We start from the raw sequence: 18,744 nt of genomic DNA, 5'->3' as shown, positions 1-18,744 counted from the left end.
TAAACGAAAACGGCGCGAAGTTTCCTTCGCGCCGTTTTTTTATTTGTTTGGCAGAAGTTTAGTCCAAGAACGCTTTTTCGACCACGTAGTGTTTCGGGTCCGAGTTTGCGCCTTCTTCCAGACCGTAACCTTCCAACAGTTCTTTGATGTCGAGGTTGAACGCCAGGTTGCCACAGACCATCGCGCGGTCTGTTTCAGGGTTCAGCGGCTCAACGCCCAGATCGGCAAACACTTCGCCCGAGCGCATCAGATCGGTGATGCGGCCCATCTTGGGGCTCTCTTCACGTGTTGTGGTCGGGTAGTAGCGGATCTTGTTCAGGTTCTCTTCGCCGATCAGTTCCTGCATCAGCTCGTCCTGCTTGATGTCTTCGATCAGCTTGCGGCCATACTCCAACTCACCGACTTCGCGGCAGGTGTGGGTGATGATGACCTCGTCATAATCCTCATAGGTCTGCGGTTCGCGCAAAAGCGATGCAAACGGCGCAAAGCCGGTACCGGTCGAGAAGAACCAGATGCGCTTGCCGGGCAGCAGGGCGTCATGCACCAGCGTGCCAACGGGCTTGGGACGCAGGATGATTTCGTCGCCGGGTTGGATGTGCTGCAGTTTGGATGTCAGCGGGCCGTCCTGAACCTTGATCGAGTAGAACTCGAGCTCTTCGTCCCAGCTGGGCGAGGCAATGGAATAAGCGCGCAGCAGCGGCTTTTGCTTGCCCGTCTTGGGGTCGGGGTCGCCCATCAGGCCGATCATCACAAACTCGCCCGAGCGGAAGCGCAGCGACGCGGGGCGCGTTACGCGGAACGAAAACAGTTTGTCGGTCCAATGCTGCACCGATGTCACCTTCTGCGCGTCGGGCAGAGTAAGCTTGGGTGCATCTTTCAGCTTGTCGCGGGTCGTATCGGAAACGATCGCTTGTTCGGTCATATCAAAATCCTCGCCGGAGCATCCGACGCCTCTGAGGTAATCCGGTTTGTGTCATCACGAAAGGGGAGAGGTCTTTCGTGGGTCAATTAGCCCCGCACGCGGGACTGGTAGTCGTGCTGTTGCCAGTTGGCGCGGGACAGCCATTGATCTTCGGGCTGACGGGCGGCCAGATCATCGTTGATCTCGACCTCGTCAAAACCGGACCGGCGTGCCATGGCGTATTGCTCGGCAATCACGTGCCCTGCCGCCCGCAGGCGACCTTGGTAGCCACGTAAGCGCAAAAGGCGACCCAGTGTAAAGCCACGACCATCCGAAAAAGACGGAAAGGCCACGCGCACCATGTCGGCACCCTTGGTCAGGGTTTCAAGTTCTTCCGGCGACGTATCCGATGCGATCTCGACCGTTGCGCCCGTCCAATCGTCTGCGGCAAAACCGCTGTCTGTTACGATCACGCTCATGCGCTTTCTCCTTGTCTTGCGACGCGACCATCCACAATGTGAATGCCGCACTCTTCCTTGTCCTCACCGCGCCAGCGACCGGCACGGGGGTCTTCACCTGCGGCGACCTTACTGGTGCACGGGTGGCATCCGATCGACGGATAGCCTTGGGCGACCAGCGGGTGGCGGGGCAGGCGGTTCTCATCCATGTAGTTGCGCACGTCCTCGGGGTTCCAATGCGCAAGAGGGTTCACTTTGATCCGGCCTGTGGCCTCTTCAAGTTCAAAGAACTCAAGGCTGGCGCGGCTGCCGGACTGGTAGCGTTTGCGACCGGTGATCCAACCGTCAAACCCGTCCAGCGCCTGTTCCAGCGGAAGCGTTTTGCGCAGGGCGCAGCAGGCATCCTTATCCGAGAACCGCAAGGCACCGTAGGGGTCGTTGGCCGCCAGTTCCTGTTCCGATGTCCGGATGATCCGCACATCTTTCAGGCCCAGACGTTCCGATACCTCTGCCTGATAGGCCAGTGTTTCGGGAAACAGCAGGCGCGTGTCGATGAACAGCACCGGTGTATTCCGGTCGACCATGGCAATCAGGTGCAACAAGGCCACGGATTCCGCGCCAAAGCTGGACACCATCGCGATCTTGCCTGCCTCGGGATCCTTCAAGGCACCGCGCAGCACGTCGGTCGCGCCGTGATGGCGATACCGGTCGTTCAGGGATTTGACCCTGTCGGCCAATGCCTGAAGGTCGGCAACGCTTGTACCGCCTTCGGCATCGCCCGAGGGACGTCTATTATGCTGCATCGGCCTTTGCCTCTTCCTTGGGGGGATACAGCGCGGCTTTGAACGGCTCCATGCCGGTGCGGCGATACGTTTCCAGGAACGTTTCGTCGGCGCTGCTGCGAACCGCCAGATAGGTGCGCACGATGGTTTCGATGGCATCTACAACCGATTCAGCCGGGAAGCCGGGACCAGTCCGGTCGCCCAGATTGGCGTTCTCTGAATGATCGCCGCCCAGAGTGATCTGGTAGTTTTCGATGCCAGCGCGATCCAGACCCAGAATGCCGATGTGGCCCACGTGGTGGTGACCACATGCGTTGATGCAGCCGGAAATCTTGATCTTGATGTCACCGATTTCGTGCTCAAGCTTCAGTTCGTCGAACCGAACGGCAATTTCCTGTGCAATCGGGATCGAGCGGGCCGTGGCCAGCGCGCAGTAATCCATGCCCGGGCATGCGATGATGTCCGAGATCAGGCCGATGTTTGCTGTCGCCAGACCAACCTTTTTCAGCTCGGCGTGCAGCGCGGGCAGGTCGGATTTGTGGACGTGCGGCAGCACGACGTTCTGTTCGTGGCTGATGCGCAGTTCGTCGTGGCCGTATTTTTCGGCCAGATCCGCCATGACTTCCATCTGCTCGGCGCTTGCATCGCCCGGCGTTTCGCCGTGGGCCTTGATGCTGATCTGCGCGATGGCATAGCCGTTGATTTTGTGTTCGGTCAGGTTCGTATCGGCCCACGAACGGAAGACCGGATCGTTTTCATAGGCCTGATCAAACGCATCCGTCGGCGCGTTGCGGAACGCGGGCGGGTGGAAGTGCTTGCGGATTTCGGCCAGCAATTGCTGATCGACGCCTTTGAAGGTCGGCTTGACCTCGGCAAAGCGGGCATCCACCAGACGGCGGATTTCGTCGATGCCGTGTTCATGCACGGTGATCTTGATCCGCGCTTTGTATTTGTTGTCGCGACGGCCCAGAACGTTCCAGACGGACACGATAGCCTCAAGATACGGCAGCAGGTCTTCTTCGGTCACGAAGTCCGAGATCACCTTGCCAATCATCGGGGTCCGGCCAAGGCCACCACCAACGATGACCTGATAGCCGATCTCGCCGTCTTTCTCGACAATGCGGATGCCGATGTCGTGCGCTGCGGTCACGGCGCGGTCGTTCGGGCTGCCGGTGATGGCGATCTTGAACTTGCGCGGCATGAACTGGAATTCGGGGTGGTCTGTGGACCACTGGCGGATCAGTTCGGCAACGGGGCGCGGATCGGCGATTTCGTCGGCGGCGGCACCTGCGAAATGGTCTGCGGTCACGTTACGGATCGTGTTGCCCGAGGTCTGGATGGCGTGCATGCCAACTTCGCCCAGCGCATCCAGAATGTCCGGCACGTCGTTCAGCTTGGGCCAGTTGTACTGGATGTTCTGGCGTGTGGTGAAGTGGCCATAGCCCTTGTCCCAACGCTGCGCGATATACGCCAGCTGACGCATCTTGGCGCTGTCCAGCGAGCCATAAGGGATCGCGACGCGCAGCATGTAGGCGTGCAACTGCAGGTACAGGCCGTTCATCAGGCGAAGCGGGCGGAATTCGTCTTCGGTCAGGGAACCGTCAATGCGGCGTTCAACCTGAGCGCGGAACTGGCGGTTCCGTTCTGCGATGAAGTCTGTGTCAAACTCGGAGTAAGCGTACATCTTTACGTGTCCTTGTGCTGGAGCCAGCGCTGGGTCCTAAGATCGGGTGTCTGCGGCGGGGTCAGGCTTCTGCCTGTTTGCCGTGGAAATAGTTGGAGGGGCCGGTGCGGCGGAAATCCTCGCGGAAATGCGTGGGCTCGGGGCCGTCTTCGGTGACTTTGACGTCAGCCAGATATGCGCCAACAACTTCGGCTGCCTGCGATTCAGCCGTCAGAAGGCGAACCTGTGCAACGGCCTCATCTGTGATGACTTCGGCGTCTTTCAGATTGCGGGTCCAGCTGTCGCTGTCGGTGAAATAGATGACATCGCCTTCCAGCAATGCGTTTCCGGTAACAACCTTGGGGGTAAAGGCGCGGGGCATCAGGCAAACTCCTGTGTCTTGATTTGGGACAGCACCGCATCCACAGAACGTGGGGCGAGGCCATAAAGGGTCAGTGCAGGGCCGGAGAGGCCGGCCTCGGCAATGTCATGTGCCAGATTGGCAAGTGTGGTCGGCAGCACGCGCTGATCGGCGCGCGATGCGTTTTCGATGATTGTGACGGGGGTCGCCGGATCAGCGCCGTGCATAATCAGGCGGCCTTGGATGAAACGCGCGGCTTTTTTGCCCATGTAGATCGCTGCCACCTCGCCGGAACGGGCAAGGATTTTCCAATCGTGATCGGCAAAGCCTTTCATGTCGTGGCCGGTCAGGAAGCGGACCGACGCATTGCGGCCTCTTCTGGTCAGGCTCTGGCCGATGCTGGCAACAGATGCCGACGCGGCGGTGATGCCTGGAACGATGTTCCAGCTGATACCAGCGTCGTTGCAGGCGTCCAGTTCTTCATCCAGACGGCCAAAAACGGTCGGATCGCCGGATTTCAGGCGAACGACCTGCGCGCCTGTCTTGGCGTGCTTCACGATCAGCGCGTTGATGTCTTCCTGCTTCATCGACGGGCCAAAGCCCTCTTTGCCAGCGTCAATCAGGATCGCTTCACGGCGGGCGAGTTCCAGAATCTCGCTGCTGATCAGACGGTCGTGGATCACCACGTCGGCTGTATCCAGCGCCTTGCGGGCTTTCAGGGTCAAAAGCTCGGGATCGCCCGGACCACCGCCGACAAAGGAGACGTGGCCTACTTTGTCCTGTGCGTTCAGGTGCTGATCCAAAAGGGTCTCAAGCGCTGGGCGCACAGCATCTTCGCCCTCGGCGATCGCGTGGGGGCCTTGGTTGAAATAGTAGTCTGCCCAGAAATCACGACGTTTGCGGCCCATGGGCAGGGCATCTGCCATTTTGCGGAAGGCTTTGCCGATGCGGGCCAGTGTGCCTAGCTGTGTCGGCAGGCGTTCTTCCAGATCGGCTTTGATCGCGCGGGCCAGAACGGGCGCGGCGCCTTCGGTGCCGATGGCGACAGTGACGGGATCACGATCCACGATGGCGGGTGTGATGAACTGGCTGTCTTGCAGATTGTCGACCGTGTTGGTCAGCGCGCCATCTGCACGGGCCAGGGCAACCGTGCGGGCGTCTTCTGCCTCGTCTTCATCTGCGGCGTAGAACAGAACCGCGCAGGTCGCATCGCCGGGTTCCATTGCACGACGGATGATGCGCAGTTTGCCTTCTGCTTCCCACGCTTCGATTTCTTTCGCGGGCGCGGGGGTGATGACTGTCAGGTTTGCTTCTGTCTTCAAAAGCAGGCGCAATTTGGCAATTGCCGCATCGCCGCCGCCCGAAAGGACGACGCGTCGCCCGGCCAGGGCCACGAAGATCGGAAAATGCTGCATCGGGGCCGACTCCTGCTGCGACTGCAAACGTCCCTGCTATATAGAATTTTGTTCCGCTTTCTGCCTAGATGCTTGCGGAAACAAGGATGTTTGTTCTAGTTTGGCGGGGCTGGGTGGGTCAGCGTCTTCGTTTTGCGCAAAGGACGAAACAAACATGCGGATTGACAGCACGGATCGCAAAATTCTGGACCAGCTTCAGCGGGATGCCAGCCTGTCCTTGGATGAAATCGCCAAGGCGGTTGGGTCGTCGAAAACACCGGTTTGGAACCGAATCCGCAAAATGCGTGATGCAGGGATCATTGGGCCGCAGACTGTACGTCTGGATGCAGAAGCGCTTGGATTTGAAGCGTGTTTCTTTGTTCTTATCCGCACCTCTGAGCACGAGGCTGAATGGCAAAAGGCGTTTTTGAAAGCGCTGAAGGAACGCCCAGAAGTCCAAGAGGCCCACAGGCTGGCGGGCGACATCGATTATATCCTGAAAGTGCGGGTCAAAAACGCGCGCGCCTACGATGCCTTCTATCAGGCGCTGATTTCCGAGGTGAAGGTCCACAACGTGACCGCGCTTTTGTCGATGGAAGAGATCAAGTCGACCACAGCATTGCCGCTTTAGGCGCTGACCAGCAGCCGTTCCAGCCCGTGAAAATGATAGCTGTTGGCGTAATGCGGTTTGTGGCTTAGCGCGAGGTTTGGCAGCCGTTCAAACAGGATCGGTAGGGTGATCTGCAATTCCAGGCGTGCCAGCGGCGCGCCCACGCAGAAATGCAGCCCTGCGCCAAAGCTGGTGTGTCGCGTGGCGGGGCGTTGGATGTCGAACACGTCGGGATCGTCGCAGAATTCAGGGTCGCGGTTTGCGGATCCCAACAGCAGCCCGACCTCATCTCCGCGTTCAAAGTCATGACCGAACAGGGTGACGGGTTCATAGGCGTAGCGCGAAAACATGTGCAACGGCGGATCGTAGCGCAGGATTTCTTCTGCCGCCGTCACCGCATTTGCTGTTGTGACGATTTCACTGTGGCGCAGTAGCGCGGCCAATCCGTTGCCGATGGTGTGAACCGTCGCCTCGTGCCCCGCATTCAAGAGCAAAATGACGGTCGAGATCAACTCATCCGTGCTCAGGCGTTCTCCGTCTTCCTCGGCGGCGATCAGGTGTGTGATCAGATCATCGGCTGGCGTCGCGCGGCGTTTGTTGATGTAACCGGTTAGGAAATCGGTGAATTCGCGCGCAGCAGCGTTGGCCTTGTCTTCAACCAGCCGCGTACGGCCCGCCTGATACATGGCGACCATTGCGTGGGACCAGCGCAACAGGTCGTCCGCCATGCTGTCCGGCACCCCGAGCAGCCGCGCGATGATAATGACGGGCAGCTTTTCCGCGAAGGATGGTAGAATATCAAAGGGCGGCTCTGGCAGATCGTCTATCAACTGATGGGCTAACGCGTGGATTTCCGGTGCCAGCGCTGCGATCCGGCGCGACGTGAACGCGCGAAGGACAAGTCCGCGCAAACGTGTGTGGCGGGGTGGCTCCAGTTCCAGCATCGAATGCGCATCGACGCGGGCAAAATCGCGGATGTGGTCGGCAGGTTCTTCGGCCATCTCGGGGGGCACTTCGCGCCCGAACCGTCTGTCGCGCAGGATCGCGTCGACAGCCGCGTAGCTGGTTGCGCAAATCATCCCGTAGTCGGCCCACGCCACCAGATCCCCCGCAGCACGCATCCTTGCGTAGGTCGGATAGGGGTCTTGGACAAAAGACTGATCGGTCGGGCGCTGTTGGAACGTTTGCATACACAATCCGTAGACGGTTCGCTCTGGCGCAGGCAAGGGCGCTGTTGATAGTGTGAGGCATGGGAAGTTTCTTTCGGACACAAAAAACGCCGCTGGCAGTTTTTCTGATGGTCGTGATGGCCATCGTCGGCAGCGTGTGGGCGAACGGCTATAAGCAGGCGCTTGATCCCGTGGCGGCACGTGGCCGGTCTGATTTGCTACTGGCTGCGGATCGTCTGGTGATCCAGCTTCAGCGCTACCGTGAATTTGCGGTTCTGATGGCCGATCATCCCGATATGTACGGTGCTGACACCGAAGAAGGCCGTGCGCGTGCCGAAGAGGTATTGCTGCGTGCCTCTGATAAAACCGGCACGCTGGCGGCGGCTTTGCTGGCTCCGGACGGGACGTTGCTGGCTTCGATCGGCGAGGCTGTTCCGCCCAATGTTCTCACTTCCTCCTTCGTGAAGCGTGCGGCCAACGGGGCGCTGGGGTCGGGCCGTGGTGTGCTTGGGGATCGCGTCGCCAAGCGCGTATTCTATTTCGCCGCGCCCCAGTTCGGCGATGCGAATGTGGTGGGCATCATCCTTGTGGCCGTCAGCCTTGATACGTTGGAGCAGGACTGGCGGGGCAACCTGCCCAGTGTGTTCTTTACCGACGAAGACGGGCGCATCATTGCGACCAACCGGTCCGAGCTTCTGTTCTGGCGAAAGGACGGCGCGCGGCAGATGGTGTCCCCGAACGGGCGTACCTACGAGGCGATCACGGTACAGTTCGGAAGCCACACGATCTGGCAGCAGGATTGGAGCCCCTATGTCCCCGAAACGGCTGTTTATATCACCGAAGCACTTCCTGTTGTTGGCTTAACGGGTGCGGCACTGATTGATGTGTCGCCCGCCCGCCGTATTGCCAGCCTTCAGGCCGCATTTGTCGGGGCGGTCAGCCTGTTCTTCGGCGCTTTGCTGTTTCTGGCGTTAGAACGGCGCCGTGCGTTGGCCGAGGCCAACCTTGTATTGGAAGACCGCGTGTCAAAGCGAACCGAGGCGCTGTTGCAGTTGAACAAGGAATTGCGCCGCGAGGTCACTGAACGGCAAGAGGCCGAGGCCGCATTGAAAAAGGCGCAGGACGAGCTTGTCCAGGCAGGCAAGCTGTCGGCGCTGGGCAAGATGTCGGCAGGTATCAGCCACGAATTGAACCAGCCGTTGATGGCCATCCGGTCCTTTGCAGAAAACGGATCGGCCTTTCTAGACCGTGATAAACCCGACCGTGCAGCCGAAAACCTGAGCCGGATTTCCGATCTGGCAAGACGTATGGGCCGCATCATTCAAAACCTCCGCGCGTTCTCGCGGCAGGAAAGTATTCCGTCGGGCAAGATTGATGTTGTCGGGGTTCTTCAGACGGCTTTCGAATTAACCGAAGCCCGTCTTCAGGCGGCGGATGTCGAGCTGATCTGCGATATTCCCAAGGGTCCTGTCTGGGCCCGTGCAGGTGAGGTGCGACTGGCACAGGTTTTCGTAAATCTGATCACCAATGCCGCCGATGCCATGGTTGATAGCCCCGAACGGAAGCTGTACGTGGCCGTCGACGATGGGCCAGAGCTGTCTGTGAGCGTGCGCGATACGGGACCGGGCATCGAAGAACCCGAACGGCTTTTTGATCCGTTCTACACCACGAAAAAGGTGGGTAGCGCCGAGGGCATGGGGCTTGGGCTGTCGATCAGCTATGGCCTTGTGCAAAGTTTCGGCGGCACCATTCGGGGCGTGAACGCAGAGGGTGGCGGTGCTGTTTTTACAGTGATCCTTGAGCGTTGGGTCGACGGAATAACGACGGAAGAAGGACAGGCGGCATGACGAACCGTGTGCTGGTGATCGACGATGATGCTGCTGTTCGCGATGCTATTGGGCAAACGCTTGAGCTGAACGATCTGGAACCGCTGGTCGCAGGGTCGTTTGTCGAGGTGAAAGAAAAGATCGCGCCGGACTTCGACGGGATCATCCTGTCGGATATTCGCATGCCCGGTCGCGACGGATTTCATGTTCTGGAGTATGCAAAGAAGGCCGATGCAGATCTGCCAGTGATCTTGCTGACCGGCGAGGGCGATATTCCGATGGCCGTGCGGGCCATGTCGAACGGGGCATTTGATTTTATTGAAAAGCCCTGTGCGCCGGCCGATTTGGTGGCTGTGATCCAACGTGCGCTGAAAACGCGGCAATTGGTGCTGGAAAACAGGCGCTTGAAGGCCGAGCTTGAAGCCGGTGATCCGGCGTCGCGTCTGATCTTTGGTCGGTCTGCACAGGCCGAGGCGCTGCGCAACGCGGTGCGGGCGGCGGCCAAAACCAAGGCGTCGATTCTGGTCACGGGGGCACCGGGATCGGGCCTGTCCAAGGTGGCCGAGGTCATTCACCTGAGTTCGCCACGTGCAAAGCTGAACTTTGAAAAGCGCTCATCCCGCGGGCTGACCCGCAGTGATATTCAAAAGCTATGGACGGACGCAGGGGACGGCACCGTTTTTCTGGATGAAATCGGCGCACTGCCCGCGGATACGCAGATCGCGCTGGTCGATCTGATCGAACAGGGCGGTCCGACGCTGATCGGCGGGACGGACGTTCCGCTGGACGATGCAGACAACGACGGGCCGCTGACGCCGGATCTGTACTATCGTTTGCAGGTCTGCACCTTGCGTATTCCGTCGCTGGCAGAACGCCCCGAAGATATTCCGGTGCTCTTCCGGCAATACGTTGCACAAGCCAGCGAGCAGGCAGGGCTGACCCCGCCCGCGATCACCGAAGACCATATTGCGGTCTTGATGGCGCGGGAATGGCCGGGCAACGCGCGCGCTGTCATGTCCGAAGCGATGCGCTTTGCCCTTGGGCTTGTGGATGCGGCCACACAGACAGAAGGTATGGGGCTGGCCGAGCGTATGGCTCAAGTCGAAAGATCGCTGCTGATTGAAACACTGACGCGGGAAAAAGGGCAGGCCAGCCGCGCTGCAGAAGCCCTGAAGCTTCCGCGCAAGACGTTTTATGACAAGCTGTCCAAGTACAACCTTAAGCCGGAAGATTTCCGCGAATAATGCTGCTTTGCAGCAGATTCGCCCTGTGGAAAAGGTGTGCGGATTTCCGCACTGTGCGCGCTAACCGCTGTGTGGAAATCCGCACATGGAAAAATCGCCCTGTCAGCGACGTGCGGATAACCGCCTGTTTTTACGCCCTATCTTAAGATTTCAGAAAGTTTCCAGACATCCCTTGCACGGTGCTTCCTTGGGTTGTCTGTTCCTCTCAACGCCTGAGCAAGGTCCATCTTGCTGAAGGTGTTTGGCTTCAAAGCTGTCTTTGGGAGGACAATATGAAGAAATTGATGATGACCGTAGCAACCGCTGCGGTAATGGCATCCGGTGCAACAACTGCATTTGCTGCCTGTGACGAAGGCGAAATGGTAATCAAGTTCAGCCACGTCACCAACACAGACCGCCACCCCAAGGGTATCGCGGCGTCCTTGCTGCAAGAGCGTGTCAACGAAGAGATGAACGGCACGGCCTGCATGGAAGTGTTCCCGAACTCGACACTCTATAACGATGACCAGGTTCTGGAAGCGATGCTTCAGGGCGACGTTCAGCTGGCGGCACCTTCGCTGTCCAAGTTCGAACAGTTCACCAAGCAATTCCGCATCTTCGACCTGCCGTTCATGTTCAAGAACATCGACGCTGTAGACGAGTTCCAGAACTCGGAAACAGGTCAGGCGATGAAAGAATCCATGACACGTCGCGGCCTGCTGGGTCTGGCGTTCTGGCACAACGGCATGAAGCAGATGTCGGCGAACAAAGCGCTGAACCTGCCGTCCGATGCAAACGGCCTGAAATTCCGTGTTCAGAACTCTGAAGTTCTGAAAGCACAGATGGCAGCGATGGGTGCATCCCCGCAGCCGATGGCATTCTCGGAAGTATATGGCGCGCTGCAGACAGGCGTTGTGGATGGCCAGGAAAACACGTGGTCCAACATCTACGGCCAGAAGTTCTTTGAAGTTCAGGACGGTACAACAGAAACCAACCACGGCATCATCGACTATCTCGTCGTTACATCGACAGAATGGTTTGACAGCCTTGATCCGGCGGTTCGTGACCAGCTGAGCACAATCATCGCCGAGGTCACAGCCACACGGAACGCTGAGTCCACAAACGTGAACGAAGCAGCCAAGCAGGCGATCATCGAAGCCGGTGGTGTTGTTCGTCAACTGGACGCAGACCAGCGTCAGGCATGGGTCGAAACCATGAAGCCGGTCTGGGATCAGTTCCGTGAAGATGTAGGTCAGGAAAACATCGACGCCGCTCAGGCGATCAACGAAAAACACTAATCTGACTTAGAAATTGTCCCGGCGCTGAAGGTCAGTGTCGGGGCTATTTGTATCCGACATTCAAAAAGGGGATAGCGATGTCCAGCGGAAGCACGGCCAACGGTGCCGTACATCGTTTTGTCAATGAGCTGGAGGAAAGCGTCATCGCGATCATCCTCGGGCTTATGACGCTGATCACGTTCGTGAACGTGGTTCTGCGGTACGGATTCAATACCGGCCTTATCTGGGGCCTAGAAGCAACATCACTTCTGTTTGCATGGCTTGTCCTGTTCGGTGTCAGCTATTGCGTGAAAGTTACAGCACACCTTGGTGTTGACGCGGTCGTCAACATTCTGCCCACAGGGACACGTCGTGTGGTTACGCTTTTTGCTGGCGTTGTGTGTCTGGCCTATGCGTTCCTGTTGTTCAAAGGCGCGTGGGACTATTGGGCGAACTTCGCGAACCTGCCGCAAACAACCGGCCGCTGGTTCCCGACAGGGTTCGAGGAAATGAAGCGCACGTCCTACCGCGCATGGTACGAGACGATCGACATTCCCATCCCCGATTTCCTGCGCTGGATCGAGCCTTTGATGAACGAAGGTGAATCCTATGAAAAGCTCCCGCGCTTTATCCCCTATGCGATGCTGCCCTTTGGCGCTGGTTTGCTGCTGTTCCGCTTTGCTCAGGCCTTTGTTCGCCTGTGGAAGGGTACACAGTCCGGTCTGATCGTCAGCCACGAAGCAGAAGACGCGATCGAAGACGTCGCGCACATGAACCGCGAGGGTTAATACAATGGAAGTCGTCATTCTTTTCGCCCTCATCATCGGGCTGATGCTGCTTGGTGTGCCGATTGCGGTATCACTTGGCTTCGCCTCGACAGTGTTCCTTCTGGTGCTGTCTGACACGTCGCTTGCCTCTATCGCCCAAAGCTTTTTTCAGGCGATGGCGGGCCACTACACACTGCTGGCGATCCCGTTCTTCATTCTGGCGTCGTCGTTCATGTCGACGGGTGGCGTGGCACGCCGCATCATCCGCTTCTCGATTGCGCTGGTGGGTCATCTGCCGGGTGGTCTGGCGATTGCGGGTGTGTTTGCCTGTATGCTGTTCGCGGCCCTGTCCGGTTCGTCCCCCGCAACGGTTGTTGCCATCGGTTCCATCGTGATCGCAGGTATGCGTCAGGTGGGCTACTCCAAGGACTTTGCCGCTGGCGTCATCGCCAACGCGGGTACGCTGGGCATCCTGATCCCGCCGTCGATTGTTATGGTTGTCTACGCGTCGGCGACCGACGTGTCCGTGGGCCGTATGTTCCTTGCGGGTGTGATCCCCGGCCTGATGGCTGGTTTCATGCTGATGACCACGATCTATGTGATCGCCCGCGTCCGTAACCTGCCGAAAGGTGAATGGCAGGGCTGGGGCGAGGTCTTTTCCTCGGCACGTGAAGCATCTTGGGGCCTGTTCCTGATCGTGATCATTCTGGGCGGTATCTATGGTGGTATCTTCACCCCGACCGAGGCGGCAGCTGTGGCCGCTGTTTACGCCTTCATCATCGCGAACTTCATCTACTCCGACATGGGGCCGCTGTCCCGTCCGGAAGGTGAGGCGAACCTGTCCCTGATCCGCAAACCCATCGCTCTGATCACAGCCTTCTTGCACAAAGATACGAAGGACACACTGTTCGAGGCTGGCAAGCTGACCATCACCTTGATGTTCATCATCGCCAACGCGCTGATCCTGAAGCACGTGCTGACCGACGAACAGATCCCGCAGCACATCGCTGGCGCGATGCTGTCTGCTGGCTTTGGCGCGGTGATGTTCCTTGTGATCGTCAACGTGATCCTGCTGATCGGTGGTCAGTTCATGGAACCCTCGGGCCTGATCGTCATCGTGGCGCCTCTGGTTTTCCCGATTGCGATCGAACTGGGCATCGACCCGATCCATCTGGGCATCATCATGGTGGTCAACATGGAAATCGGCATGATCACACCGCCGGTTGGTCTGAACCTCTTCGTGACGTCTGGCGTCGCGGGCATGCCGATGATGCGGGTGGTGCGTGCAGCCTTGCCGTTCCTTGCGGTGCTGTTCGTCTTCCTGATCATGGTGACCTACATCCCGTTCCTGTCCACATGGCTACCGACCATGCTGATGGGACCCGAGATCATCACCAAATGAACCAAAAGCGGCGCCTCAATCGGGCGCCGCTTTCATTTTGACCTCATGTATTTTCTGTCCCCAAATACCTTGGGGGAATTGGCCGTAGGCCAAGGGGGCAAAGCCCCTATGCGGCGTTCAGGGCAGCGATGATGCAGGAAAAATCAGCGGCCTTCAGGCTCGCGCCCCCAACCAGCGCACCATCCACATCAGCCACGGCAAAAATTTCTGCCGCATTCGACGGCTTCACGCTACCACCATACAACACGCGCATCTTCGCACCCTCGTCGCCAAAGCGATCCGTCAGCGTTTTGCGGATAAAGGCATGTACTTCGGCGATTTCATCCAGCGACGGAACCTTGCCCGTACCAATGGCCCAGATGGGTTCGTATGCAATGACCAGATTGGCCCCTGTGGCACCATCCGGCACCGAGGCCTCCAGTTGCGCGGCCATCCGGTCCAGCGTTGCGCCACTTTCGCGTTCTTCAAGGCTTTCGCCGATGCACAGGATCACGGACAAACCTGCGGCCCAACCGGCTTGGGTTTTCGCGTTCACGTCCGCATCGCTTTCACTGTGGTCTTCGCGGCGCTCGGAATGGCCGGTGATGACATACGTTGCGCCGGCGTCCTTCAGCATCTCGGCCGAGATATCGCCCGTGTGCGCACCGGACGATTTGGCGTGACAATCCTGACCGCCAATCGCCACATCACCGGCAACACCAACCGCTGCGGCGACCAGTGTGGCGGGAGGGCAGATAGCGACCTCGGACGGCCCTTTAGCGTGGCCGGACAGCGCCGAGATCTCCGCCAGCGAGGCCTGTACGCCGTTCATTTTCCAGTTGCCTGCTGCCAGTTTGATCCGCATGTCGTATCCCTTACCTGAAATCTTGGTCGCATCTTCCCCGTTACCGCCTAAACGTCAAGCCGACTTGCGGCTGGAAACCCGTTGGGCAATATCGGTGGGATCACAGATCGGAGCACTGGCATGATCCCCGAATTCGACTTTGCCGATATTGAACAGGGTACACCTGAAACCCTCTCGGAGCTTTCCAAAGCCGCGCGCGAGGTCGGGTTTCTTACGGTCACCAACACCCCCATCACGCCAGCGCGGATGGGTCTAGTCCTTGCGATGTATCGCGCGTTCTTTGAACTGCCCGAGGATCAGAAACAGCGTGTGAATATGGCTGTTACAGGGGCCAATCGCGGTTGGGGGGCGCCCAAGTCCGAACAGGTCGATCCAAACGCCAACCCCGATTACAAAGAGGTTTACGATTCAGGTTTTGCGTTGCCGGAAGGCGCAGAATTTTCCGACCTTGCCGTCTATGCGCCGAACCGCTGGCCGGATTTGCCTGAAGGATTTGAAACTGTCATTTCCGCCTACTACCGCGATGCGATGGCCGTGGCCCGCGTGTTGCTGCGCGGTCTGGCGAATGCGCTGGGACAGGATGACGGGTACTTTGATCAGCACTTCGACCGGCCAATGGCGCTGCTGCGGGGCAACTACTATCCCGAGCGGCCTGATTGGGCAGGCGAGAAGGATTTCGGCATCGCTGCGCACACCGACTATGGCTGTTTGACCTTGTTGGGCACAGATGGTGTCGCGGGGCTTGAGGTGCTGTCTGGCGATGACACGTGGCTGCCGGTATCTGCCAAGCCGGGCACGTTTGTGATCAACTTTGGCGAGATGCTTGAGTTCTGGACGGAAGGGCAGGTGAAGGCCACGCTACACCGCGTGAAAGGCACTTCCGAGACACGAATTTCCGTGCCGTTGTTCTTTAATCCGAACTACGAGACCAACGTGGCCCCCAAGGGATCAGACCCGATCATCGCGGGGGAGCATCTGGGTAAGCGCTTTGCCGAAACCTATCTGCACATGAAGGCCAGCTAGGGTTTTATTCGCCCGCTGCGCGTTCAGCCTCAAGTTCTTCGATGTCCTTGAACTTGATTGACTCGCCGCAGCCACAAGCGTCGGCCACGTTCGGATTGCGGAATTTAAAGCCGGATTCCAGCAGCGACGTTTCGTAATCGATCTCGGTGCCGAAAAGGAACATTTGCGCCATCGGCGCGATCAGAACGCGGGCACCATCCTGTTCAACGACTTCATCGTTGGGGTCGGCTTCGTCCACGTAATCCATGGTGTATTCCATGCCTGCGCAGCCGCCCTTTTTCACACCGATGCGCAAACCATGACGGTTTTCACGGTCCATCAGCTTGCTGATCTGCTGAACGGCTGCGGGTGTAATGGTCACGGGGGTTTTGCCCGGAATGCTGAACATGGAATGCTCTCCTGTCACTTACTACTGAATTTAGGGCTGCAAGCGCCGTGACACAAGGGGGGCAAAACTTTGGACAGGTTCATTTTTCCGAGAGGCGCCGCGTATGCGCAGTTCCTGAGCGCAAGTTATAAATTGTTTCGGAAATAAAGGGTTACCAGAGTCGCGCCGATCCCCCAACTAAAGGAAACCAGCGATCCCCGGACGAAATTGGTGATCTTGCCGGTGGTCGCGTCGCGTAGCCTGTTGTTGTTTGCTGTAAGCTTGATGATCAGTAGGACAGGGGCCGCAATCAGCCATCCCTCCAGCCCCAGAACCAAGATGGCAAGGCGTTCAGTGATCCCGACAAGCTGACCGGACCTGTGTGGGCGATGCGGTTTGTTCAACGCCAGATCTACGCCGTAATAGCCTGCGAATGTGGTCAGGAAAATGCCGCAGGTGGCGGCCACCCAAGGCCAGATGAAATCGGGTAGCTGGCCCCAGATCCCTGTTTCAAAGGCCAACGGGAAAGTCGACGCAACAAATAAAATCGAGAGCAGGTGGGCAATTTGATCGACCGTGTACGACCCGAAACCGCCCCGCACCAGATGAATCTTGGCAAGATCGATCAGCAAGTGAAGCACGGAAATTATCAGCACCACCAAAAGCGATCCACCCAGCGTGGCAAGGCTGCAAAGCGCGACTATTCCGATGTGGGTGCCGATGACCTTGGCGTCTTTTTTATAGGCGACCATTGCGTCGGTCTGGAAAACATAATCAGCCAACAAGTGGCCCAAATATAAGGCAAGAGCCGTCTGCAAAGCGGCGTCGCTCATCATGAGACCTCAAAATTCTTTGGACGCCGATCTTTGGATCGTTCGCCAAACTAATAAAAATAATCGTTTTTTTCAAAAGTGCTGACACAATCTGTGTCCGTCCGTGTGTTTTCGCACATTCGCACGGTTTTTTAAAGTTTCGGGACACAAAAAAGGCCGGACGCGATGCCGGCCAATTCAGAAATTGTGGTTTTTAAGGGTCTTACATGAAGCCCAGTTCAAGGCGTGCTTCGTCAGACATCATGTCCATGCCCCACGGCGGCTCCCACGTCAGATCGACGTCGACCTGTTTGACACCTGCCAGCGGTTCGACCGCGTCCGCGATCCAACCCGGCATATCACCGGCAACAGGACAGCCCGGTGCAGTCAGGGTCATGATGATCTTCACGGCGTTTTCCGCGTCGATATCAATCGTATAGATCAGGCCCAGATCATAAATGTTGACCGGGATTTCGGGGTCGTAAACGGTACGGCACGCCTCGACCACCTGATCATACAGGGGGTGATCGGTGCTTGAGGGCGCAATCAGGGGGGCACCTTCCAGCTGCGGGTTTGCGTCGGACATCGACTGATCCTTCCAGAGTTCCTGACCGTTCATATAGGGAATAGGCAAACGGGGGTAAAGAGCGGGTATCGAAATCGCTGCATTGCGAAAGTGCAATCGACCGTTTGCGTGCTCTTGGCATTTTTTTGTGCATAGGTCATGAGAGAACCCATGACACAGTTTTCCTTTGCCCTTCACGCCACAGATGGCCGCGCCCGCACCGGAGAGATTTCGACGCCCCGTGGCGAAATCCGCACACCGGCATTTATGCCTGTTGGAACAGCCGCGACCGTCAAGGCGATGATGCCCGAAAGCGTCCGCGCGACCGGTGCGGATATTTTGCTGGGCAATACCTATCACCTGATGCTGCGTCCTACGGCGGAACGCATTGACCGGCTGGGTGGCTTGCACAAGTTCATGAACTGGGATCGGCCCATCCTGACAGACTCGGGTGGCTTTCAGGTGATGTCCTTGGCCGATCTGCGGAAGATGACCGAAAAGGGTGTGACCTTCAAAAGCCACATCGACGGGTCAAAGCACGAATTGACGCCGGAACGGTCGATGGAAATCCAGCGGTTACTGGGCTCTGACATTGTGATGTGTTTCGATGAATGCCCTGCGCTTCCTGCATCCAAGGACCGGATCGCTGAATCGATGCGCCTGTCGATGCGCTGGGCGCAGCGGTCCCGGGATGCCTTTGGCGATCGACCGGGGCATGCGTTGTTCGGCATCCAGCAGGGTGGTTTGGAACAGGACCTGCGAGAAGAAAGCGCCAAGGCGCTGCAGGACATCGGCTTTGATGGCTACGCCATTGGCGGTCTCGCGGTGGGCGAGGGGCAAGAGGCCATGTTCAGCTGTCTGGACTACGCGCCTGATATGCTGCCAGTGGACAAGCCGCGTTACCTGATGGGCGTGGGCAAGCCGGACGATATCGTTGGCGCGGTCAAGCGCGGCATTGATATGATGGATTGCGTTTTGCCGTCCCGTTCCGGTCGCACCGGGCAGGCGTGGACGCGTCGCGGGCAGGTCAACATCAAGAACGCCCGCCATCAGGATGATCCGCGCCCGTTGGATGAACAGTGCACATGCCCTGCGTGCAGCAACTATTCGCGCGCTTATCTGCATCACGTGTTCCGCGCGCAAGAGATGATTTCGGGAATGCTTCTTACGTGGCACAACCTGCACTATTTCCAAGAGCTTATGCAGGGAATGCGCGACGCGATTGCAGCGGGTCGCTTTGCAGAGTTCGAAGCAGAATTCCACGCCCAGCGCGCTGAAGGTGATATCGAGCGGCTTTGAG

General features: G+C 58.2%; 19 protein-coding genes. 8 read left to right on the top strand and 11 right to left on the bottom strand.

Annotated elements, in window-relative coordinates; genetic code table 11:
- Positions 1-58: 58 nt before the first annotated feature.
- The 6 genes from AC4FIA_RS05100 to cysG form a co-directional block, all read right to left on the bottom strand.
- On the bottom strand, positions 59-922 hold the full coding sequence (locus AC4FIA_RS05100) for a ferredoxin--NADP reductase (RefSeq protein ID WP_488049813.1): 864 nt from the start codon (positions 920-922) through the stop codon (positions 59-61).
- Positions 923-1,008: 86 nt separating this feature from the next.
- Positions 1,009-1,380 carry a DUF934 domain-containing protein gene (locus AC4FIA_RS05095; protein WP_103908613.1) on the bottom strand — a complete coding sequence of 124 codons (372 nt, stop codon included), beginning with the start codon at positions 1,378-1,380 and terminating at the stop codon, positions 1,009-1,011.
- Entirely contained in the window at positions 1,377-2,162 is a 786-nt protein-coding gene (locus AC4FIA_RS05090) for a phosphoadenylyl-sulfate reductase (RefSeq protein ID WP_490364958.1), read from the bottom strand. The genes AC4FIA_RS05095 and AC4FIA_RS05090 overlap by 4 nt, the downstream gene beginning before the upstream one ends.
- A complete protein-coding gene (locus AC4FIA_RS05085; RefSeq protein ID WP_490364957.1) occupies positions 2,152-3,825 on the bottom strand; it encodes a nitrite/sulfite reductase in 1,674 nt (557 codons plus the stop codon). Before AC4FIA_RS05085 ends, AC4FIA_RS05090 begins: the two co-directional genes overlap by 11 nt.
- Before the next feature lie 61 nt (positions 3,826-3,886).
- Entirely contained in the window at positions 3,887-4,186 is a 300-nt protein-coding gene (locus AC4FIA_RS05080; RefSeq protein WP_287473208.1) for a DUF2849 domain-containing protein, read from the bottom strand.
- A complete protein-coding gene (gene cysG / locus AC4FIA_RS05075; RefSeq protein ID WP_490364956.1) occupies positions 4,186-5,580 on the bottom strand; it encodes a siroheme synthase CysG in 1,395 nt (464 codons plus the stop codon). The genes AC4FIA_RS05080 and cysG overlap by 1 nt, the downstream gene beginning before the upstream one ends.
- 154 nt (positions 5,581-5,734) lie before the next feature.
- Between cysG and AC4FIA_RS05070 the strand changes: the two genes are divergently transcribed.
- A complete protein-coding gene (locus tag AC4FIA_RS05070; RefSeq protein WP_287473206.1) occupies positions 5,735-6,190 on the top strand; it encodes an Lrp/AsnC family transcriptional regulator in 456 nt (151 codons plus the stop codon).
- On the opposite strand, the gene AC4FIA_RS05065 is transcribed toward AC4FIA_RS05070, so the two are convergent.
- A complete protein-coding gene (locus AC4FIA_RS05065) occupies positions 6,187-7,359 on the bottom strand; it encodes a cytochrome P450 (protein ID WP_490364955.1) in 1,173 nt (390 codons plus the stop codon). The two genes, AC4FIA_RS05070 and AC4FIA_RS05065, sit on opposite strands and share 4 nt — an antisense overlap.
- Positions 7,360-7,418: 59 nt before the next feature.
- Between AC4FIA_RS05065 and AC4FIA_RS05060 the strand changes: the two genes are divergently transcribed.
- The 5 genes from AC4FIA_RS05060 to AC4FIA_RS05040 all read left to right on the top strand — a co-directional run bounded on the left by AC4FIA_RS05060 (position 7,419) and on the right by AC4FIA_RS05040 (position 13,833).
- Complete coding sequence (locus AC4FIA_RS05060) at positions 7,419-9,185, top strand: sensor histidine kinase (protein ID WP_490364954.1); 1,767 nt, start codon at positions 7,419-7,421, stop codon at positions 9,183-9,185.
- On the top strand, positions 9,182-10,408 hold the full coding sequence (locus AC4FIA_RS05055; RefSeq protein WP_488049807.1) for a sigma-54-dependent transcriptional regulator: 1,227 nt from the start codon (positions 9,182-9,184) through the stop codon (positions 10,406-10,408). Before AC4FIA_RS05060 ends, AC4FIA_RS05055 begins: the two co-directional genes overlap by 4 nt.
- A gap of 272 nt (positions 10,409-10,680) precedes the next feature.
- Entirely contained in the window at positions 10,681-11,685 is a 1,005-nt protein-coding gene (locus AC4FIA_RS05050; protein ID WP_200813144.1) for a DctP family TRAP transporter solute-binding subunit, read from the top strand.
- 77 nt (positions 11,686-11,762) lie between these two features.
- Positions 11,763-12,452 (top strand): TRAP transporter small permease, encoded by a 690-nt coding sequence (locus AC4FIA_RS05045; protein ID WP_490364953.1) that lies wholly within the window; start codon positions 11,763-11,765, stop codon positions 12,450-12,452.
- 4 nt (positions 12,453-12,456) lie between these two features.
- The gene (locus AC4FIA_RS05040; protein WP_490364952.1) at positions 12,457-13,833 is read left to right on the top strand and encodes a TRAP transporter large permease; all 1,377 of its coding nucleotides are present in this window, start codon (positions 12,457-12,459) and stop codon (positions 13,831-13,833) included.
- 106 nt (positions 13,834-13,939) lie between these two features.
- Here the strand turns inward: AC4FIA_RS05040 and tpiA are convergent, their stop codons facing one another.
- The gene (tpiA, locus tag AC4FIA_RS05035; protein ID WP_490364951.1) at positions 13,940-14,677 is read right to left on the bottom strand and encodes a triose-phosphate isomerase; all 738 of its coding nucleotides are present in this window, start codon (positions 14,675-14,677) and stop codon (positions 13,940-13,942) included.
- A gap of 120 nt (positions 14,678-14,797) precedes the next feature.
- On the opposite strand from tpiA, the gene AC4FIA_RS05030 reads away from it, so the two are divergent.
- Positions 14,798-15,700 (top strand): isopenicillin N synthase family dioxygenase, encoded by a 903-nt coding sequence (locus AC4FIA_RS05030; RefSeq protein ID WP_490364950.1) that lies wholly within the window; start codon positions 14,798-14,800, stop codon positions 15,698-15,700.
- A gap of 4 nt (positions 15,701-15,704) precedes the next feature.
- Here AC4FIA_RS05030 and AC4FIA_RS05025 read toward each other — a convergent pair whose 3' ends face one another.
- The 3 genes from AC4FIA_RS05025 to AC4FIA_RS05015 form a co-directional block, all read right to left on the bottom strand.
- Positions 15,705-16,088 (bottom strand): HesB/IscA family protein, encoded by a 384-nt coding sequence (locus AC4FIA_RS05025; protein ID WP_103908600.1) that lies wholly within the window; start codon positions 16,086-16,088, stop codon positions 15,705-15,707.
- Between the two features lie 125 nt (positions 16,089-16,213).
- Positions 16,214-16,900 (bottom strand): DUF3307 domain-containing protein, encoded by a 687-nt coding sequence (locus tag AC4FIA_RS05020; protein ID WP_287473200.1) that lies wholly within the window; start codon positions 16,898-16,900, stop codon positions 16,214-16,216.
- Between the two features lie 202 nt (positions 16,901-17,102).
- Positions 17,103-17,465 carry an SUF system Fe-S cluster assembly protein gene (locus AC4FIA_RS05015; protein ID WP_103908598.1) on the bottom strand — a complete coding sequence of 121 codons (363 nt, stop codon included), beginning with the start codon at positions 17,463-17,465 and terminating at the stop codon, positions 17,103-17,105.
- Positions 17,466-17,615: 150 nt separating this feature from the next.
- Here AC4FIA_RS05015 and tgt point away from each other — a divergent pair, with 150 nt between their 5' ends.
- Complete coding sequence (tgt, locus tag AC4FIA_RS05010; RefSeq protein WP_103908597.1) at positions 17,616-18,743, top strand: tRNA guanosine(34) transglycosylase Tgt; 1,128 nt, start codon at positions 17,616-17,618, stop codon at positions 18,741-18,743.
- Position 18,744: the final 1 nt, after the last annotated feature.

It is taken from the genome of Thalassococcus sp., assembly GCF_982780845.1.
Note: the sequence above shows the minus strand (reverse complement) of the source record. Positions and strands in the feature narration are given on the sequence as shown.

What these genes read in the sequence shown, in the direction of transcription:
- AC4FIA_RS05020 (WP_287473200.1), bottom strand. Translation starts at nt 16,900, where the DNA reads ATGAGCGACGCCGCTTTGCAGACGGCTCTTGCCTTATATTTGGGCCAC.
- AC4FIA_RS05015 (WP_103908598.1), bottom strand. Translation starts at nt 17,465, where the DNA reads ATGTCCGACGCAAACCCGCAGCTGGAAGGTGCCCCCCTGATTGCGCCC.
- AC4FIA_RS05095 (WP_103908613.1), bottom strand. Translation starts at nt 1,380, where the DNA reads ATGAGCGTGATCGTAACAGACAGCGGTTTTGCCGCAGACGATTGGACG.
- AC4FIA_RS05080 (WP_287473208.1), bottom strand. Translation starts at nt 4,186, where the DNA reads ATGCCCCGCGCCTTTACCCCCAAGGTTGTTACCGGAAACGCATTGCTG.
- AC4FIA_RS05060 (WP_490364954.1), top strand. Translation starts at nt 7,419, where the DNA reads ATGGGAAGTTTCTTTCGGACACAAAAAACGCCGCTGGCAGTTTTTCTG.
- AC4FIA_RS05040 (WP_490364952.1), top strand. Translation starts at nt 12,457, where the DNA reads ATGGAAGTCGTCATTCTTTTCGCCCTCATCATCGGGCTGATGCTGCTT.
- AC4FIA_RS05030 (WP_490364950.1), top strand. Translation starts at nt 14,798, where the DNA reads ATGATCCCCGAATTCGACTTTGCCGATATTGAACAGGGTACACCTGAA.
- AC4FIA_RS05025 (WP_103908600.1), bottom strand. Translation starts at nt 16,088, where the DNA reads ATGTTCAGCATTCCGGGCAAAACCCCCGTGACCATTACACCCGCAGCC.
- tpiA (WP_490364951.1), bottom strand. Translation starts at nt 14,677, where the DNA reads ATGCGGATCAAACTGGCAGCAGGCAACTGGAAAATGAACGGCGTACAG.
- tgt (WP_103908597.1), top strand. Translation starts at nt 17,616, where the DNA reads ATGACACAGTTTTCCTTTGCCCTTCACGCCACAGATGGCCGCGCCCGC.
- AC4FIA_RS05055 (WP_488049807.1), top strand. Translation starts at nt 9,182, where the DNA reads ATGACGAACCGTGTGCTGGTGATCGACGATGATGCTGCTGTTCGCGAT.
- AC4FIA_RS05065 (WP_490364955.1), bottom strand. Translation starts at nt 7,359, where the DNA reads ATGCAAACGTTCCAACAGCGCCCGACCGATCAGTCTTTTGTCCAAGAC.
- cysG (WP_490364956.1), bottom strand. Translation starts at nt 5,580, where the DNA reads ATGCAGCATTTTCCGATCTTCGTGGCCCTGGCCGGGCGACGCGTCGTC.
- AC4FIA_RS05050 (WP_200813144.1), top strand. Translation starts at nt 10,681, where the DNA reads ATGAAGAAATTGATGATGACCGTAGCAACCGCTGCGGTAATGGCATCC.
- AC4FIA_RS05045 (WP_490364953.1), top strand. Translation starts at nt 11,763, where the DNA reads ATGTCCAGCGGAAGCACGGCCAACGGTGCCGTACATCGTTTTGTCAAT.
- AC4FIA_RS05085 (WP_490364957.1), bottom strand. Translation starts at nt 3,825, where the DNA reads ATGTACGCTTACTCCGAGTTTGACACAGACTTCATCGCAGAACGGAAC.
- AC4FIA_RS05100 (WP_488049813.1), bottom strand. Translation starts at nt 922, where the DNA reads ATGACCGAACAAGCGATCGTTTCCGATACGACCCGCGACAAGCTGAAA.
- AC4FIA_RS05070 (WP_287473206.1), top strand. Translation starts at nt 5,735, where the DNA reads ATGCGGATTGACAGCACGGATCGCAAAATTCTGGACCAGCTTCAGCGG.
- AC4FIA_RS05090 (WP_490364958.1), bottom strand. Translation starts at nt 2,162, where the DNA reads ATGCAGCATAATAGACGTCCCTCGGGCGATGCCGAAGGCGGTACAAGC.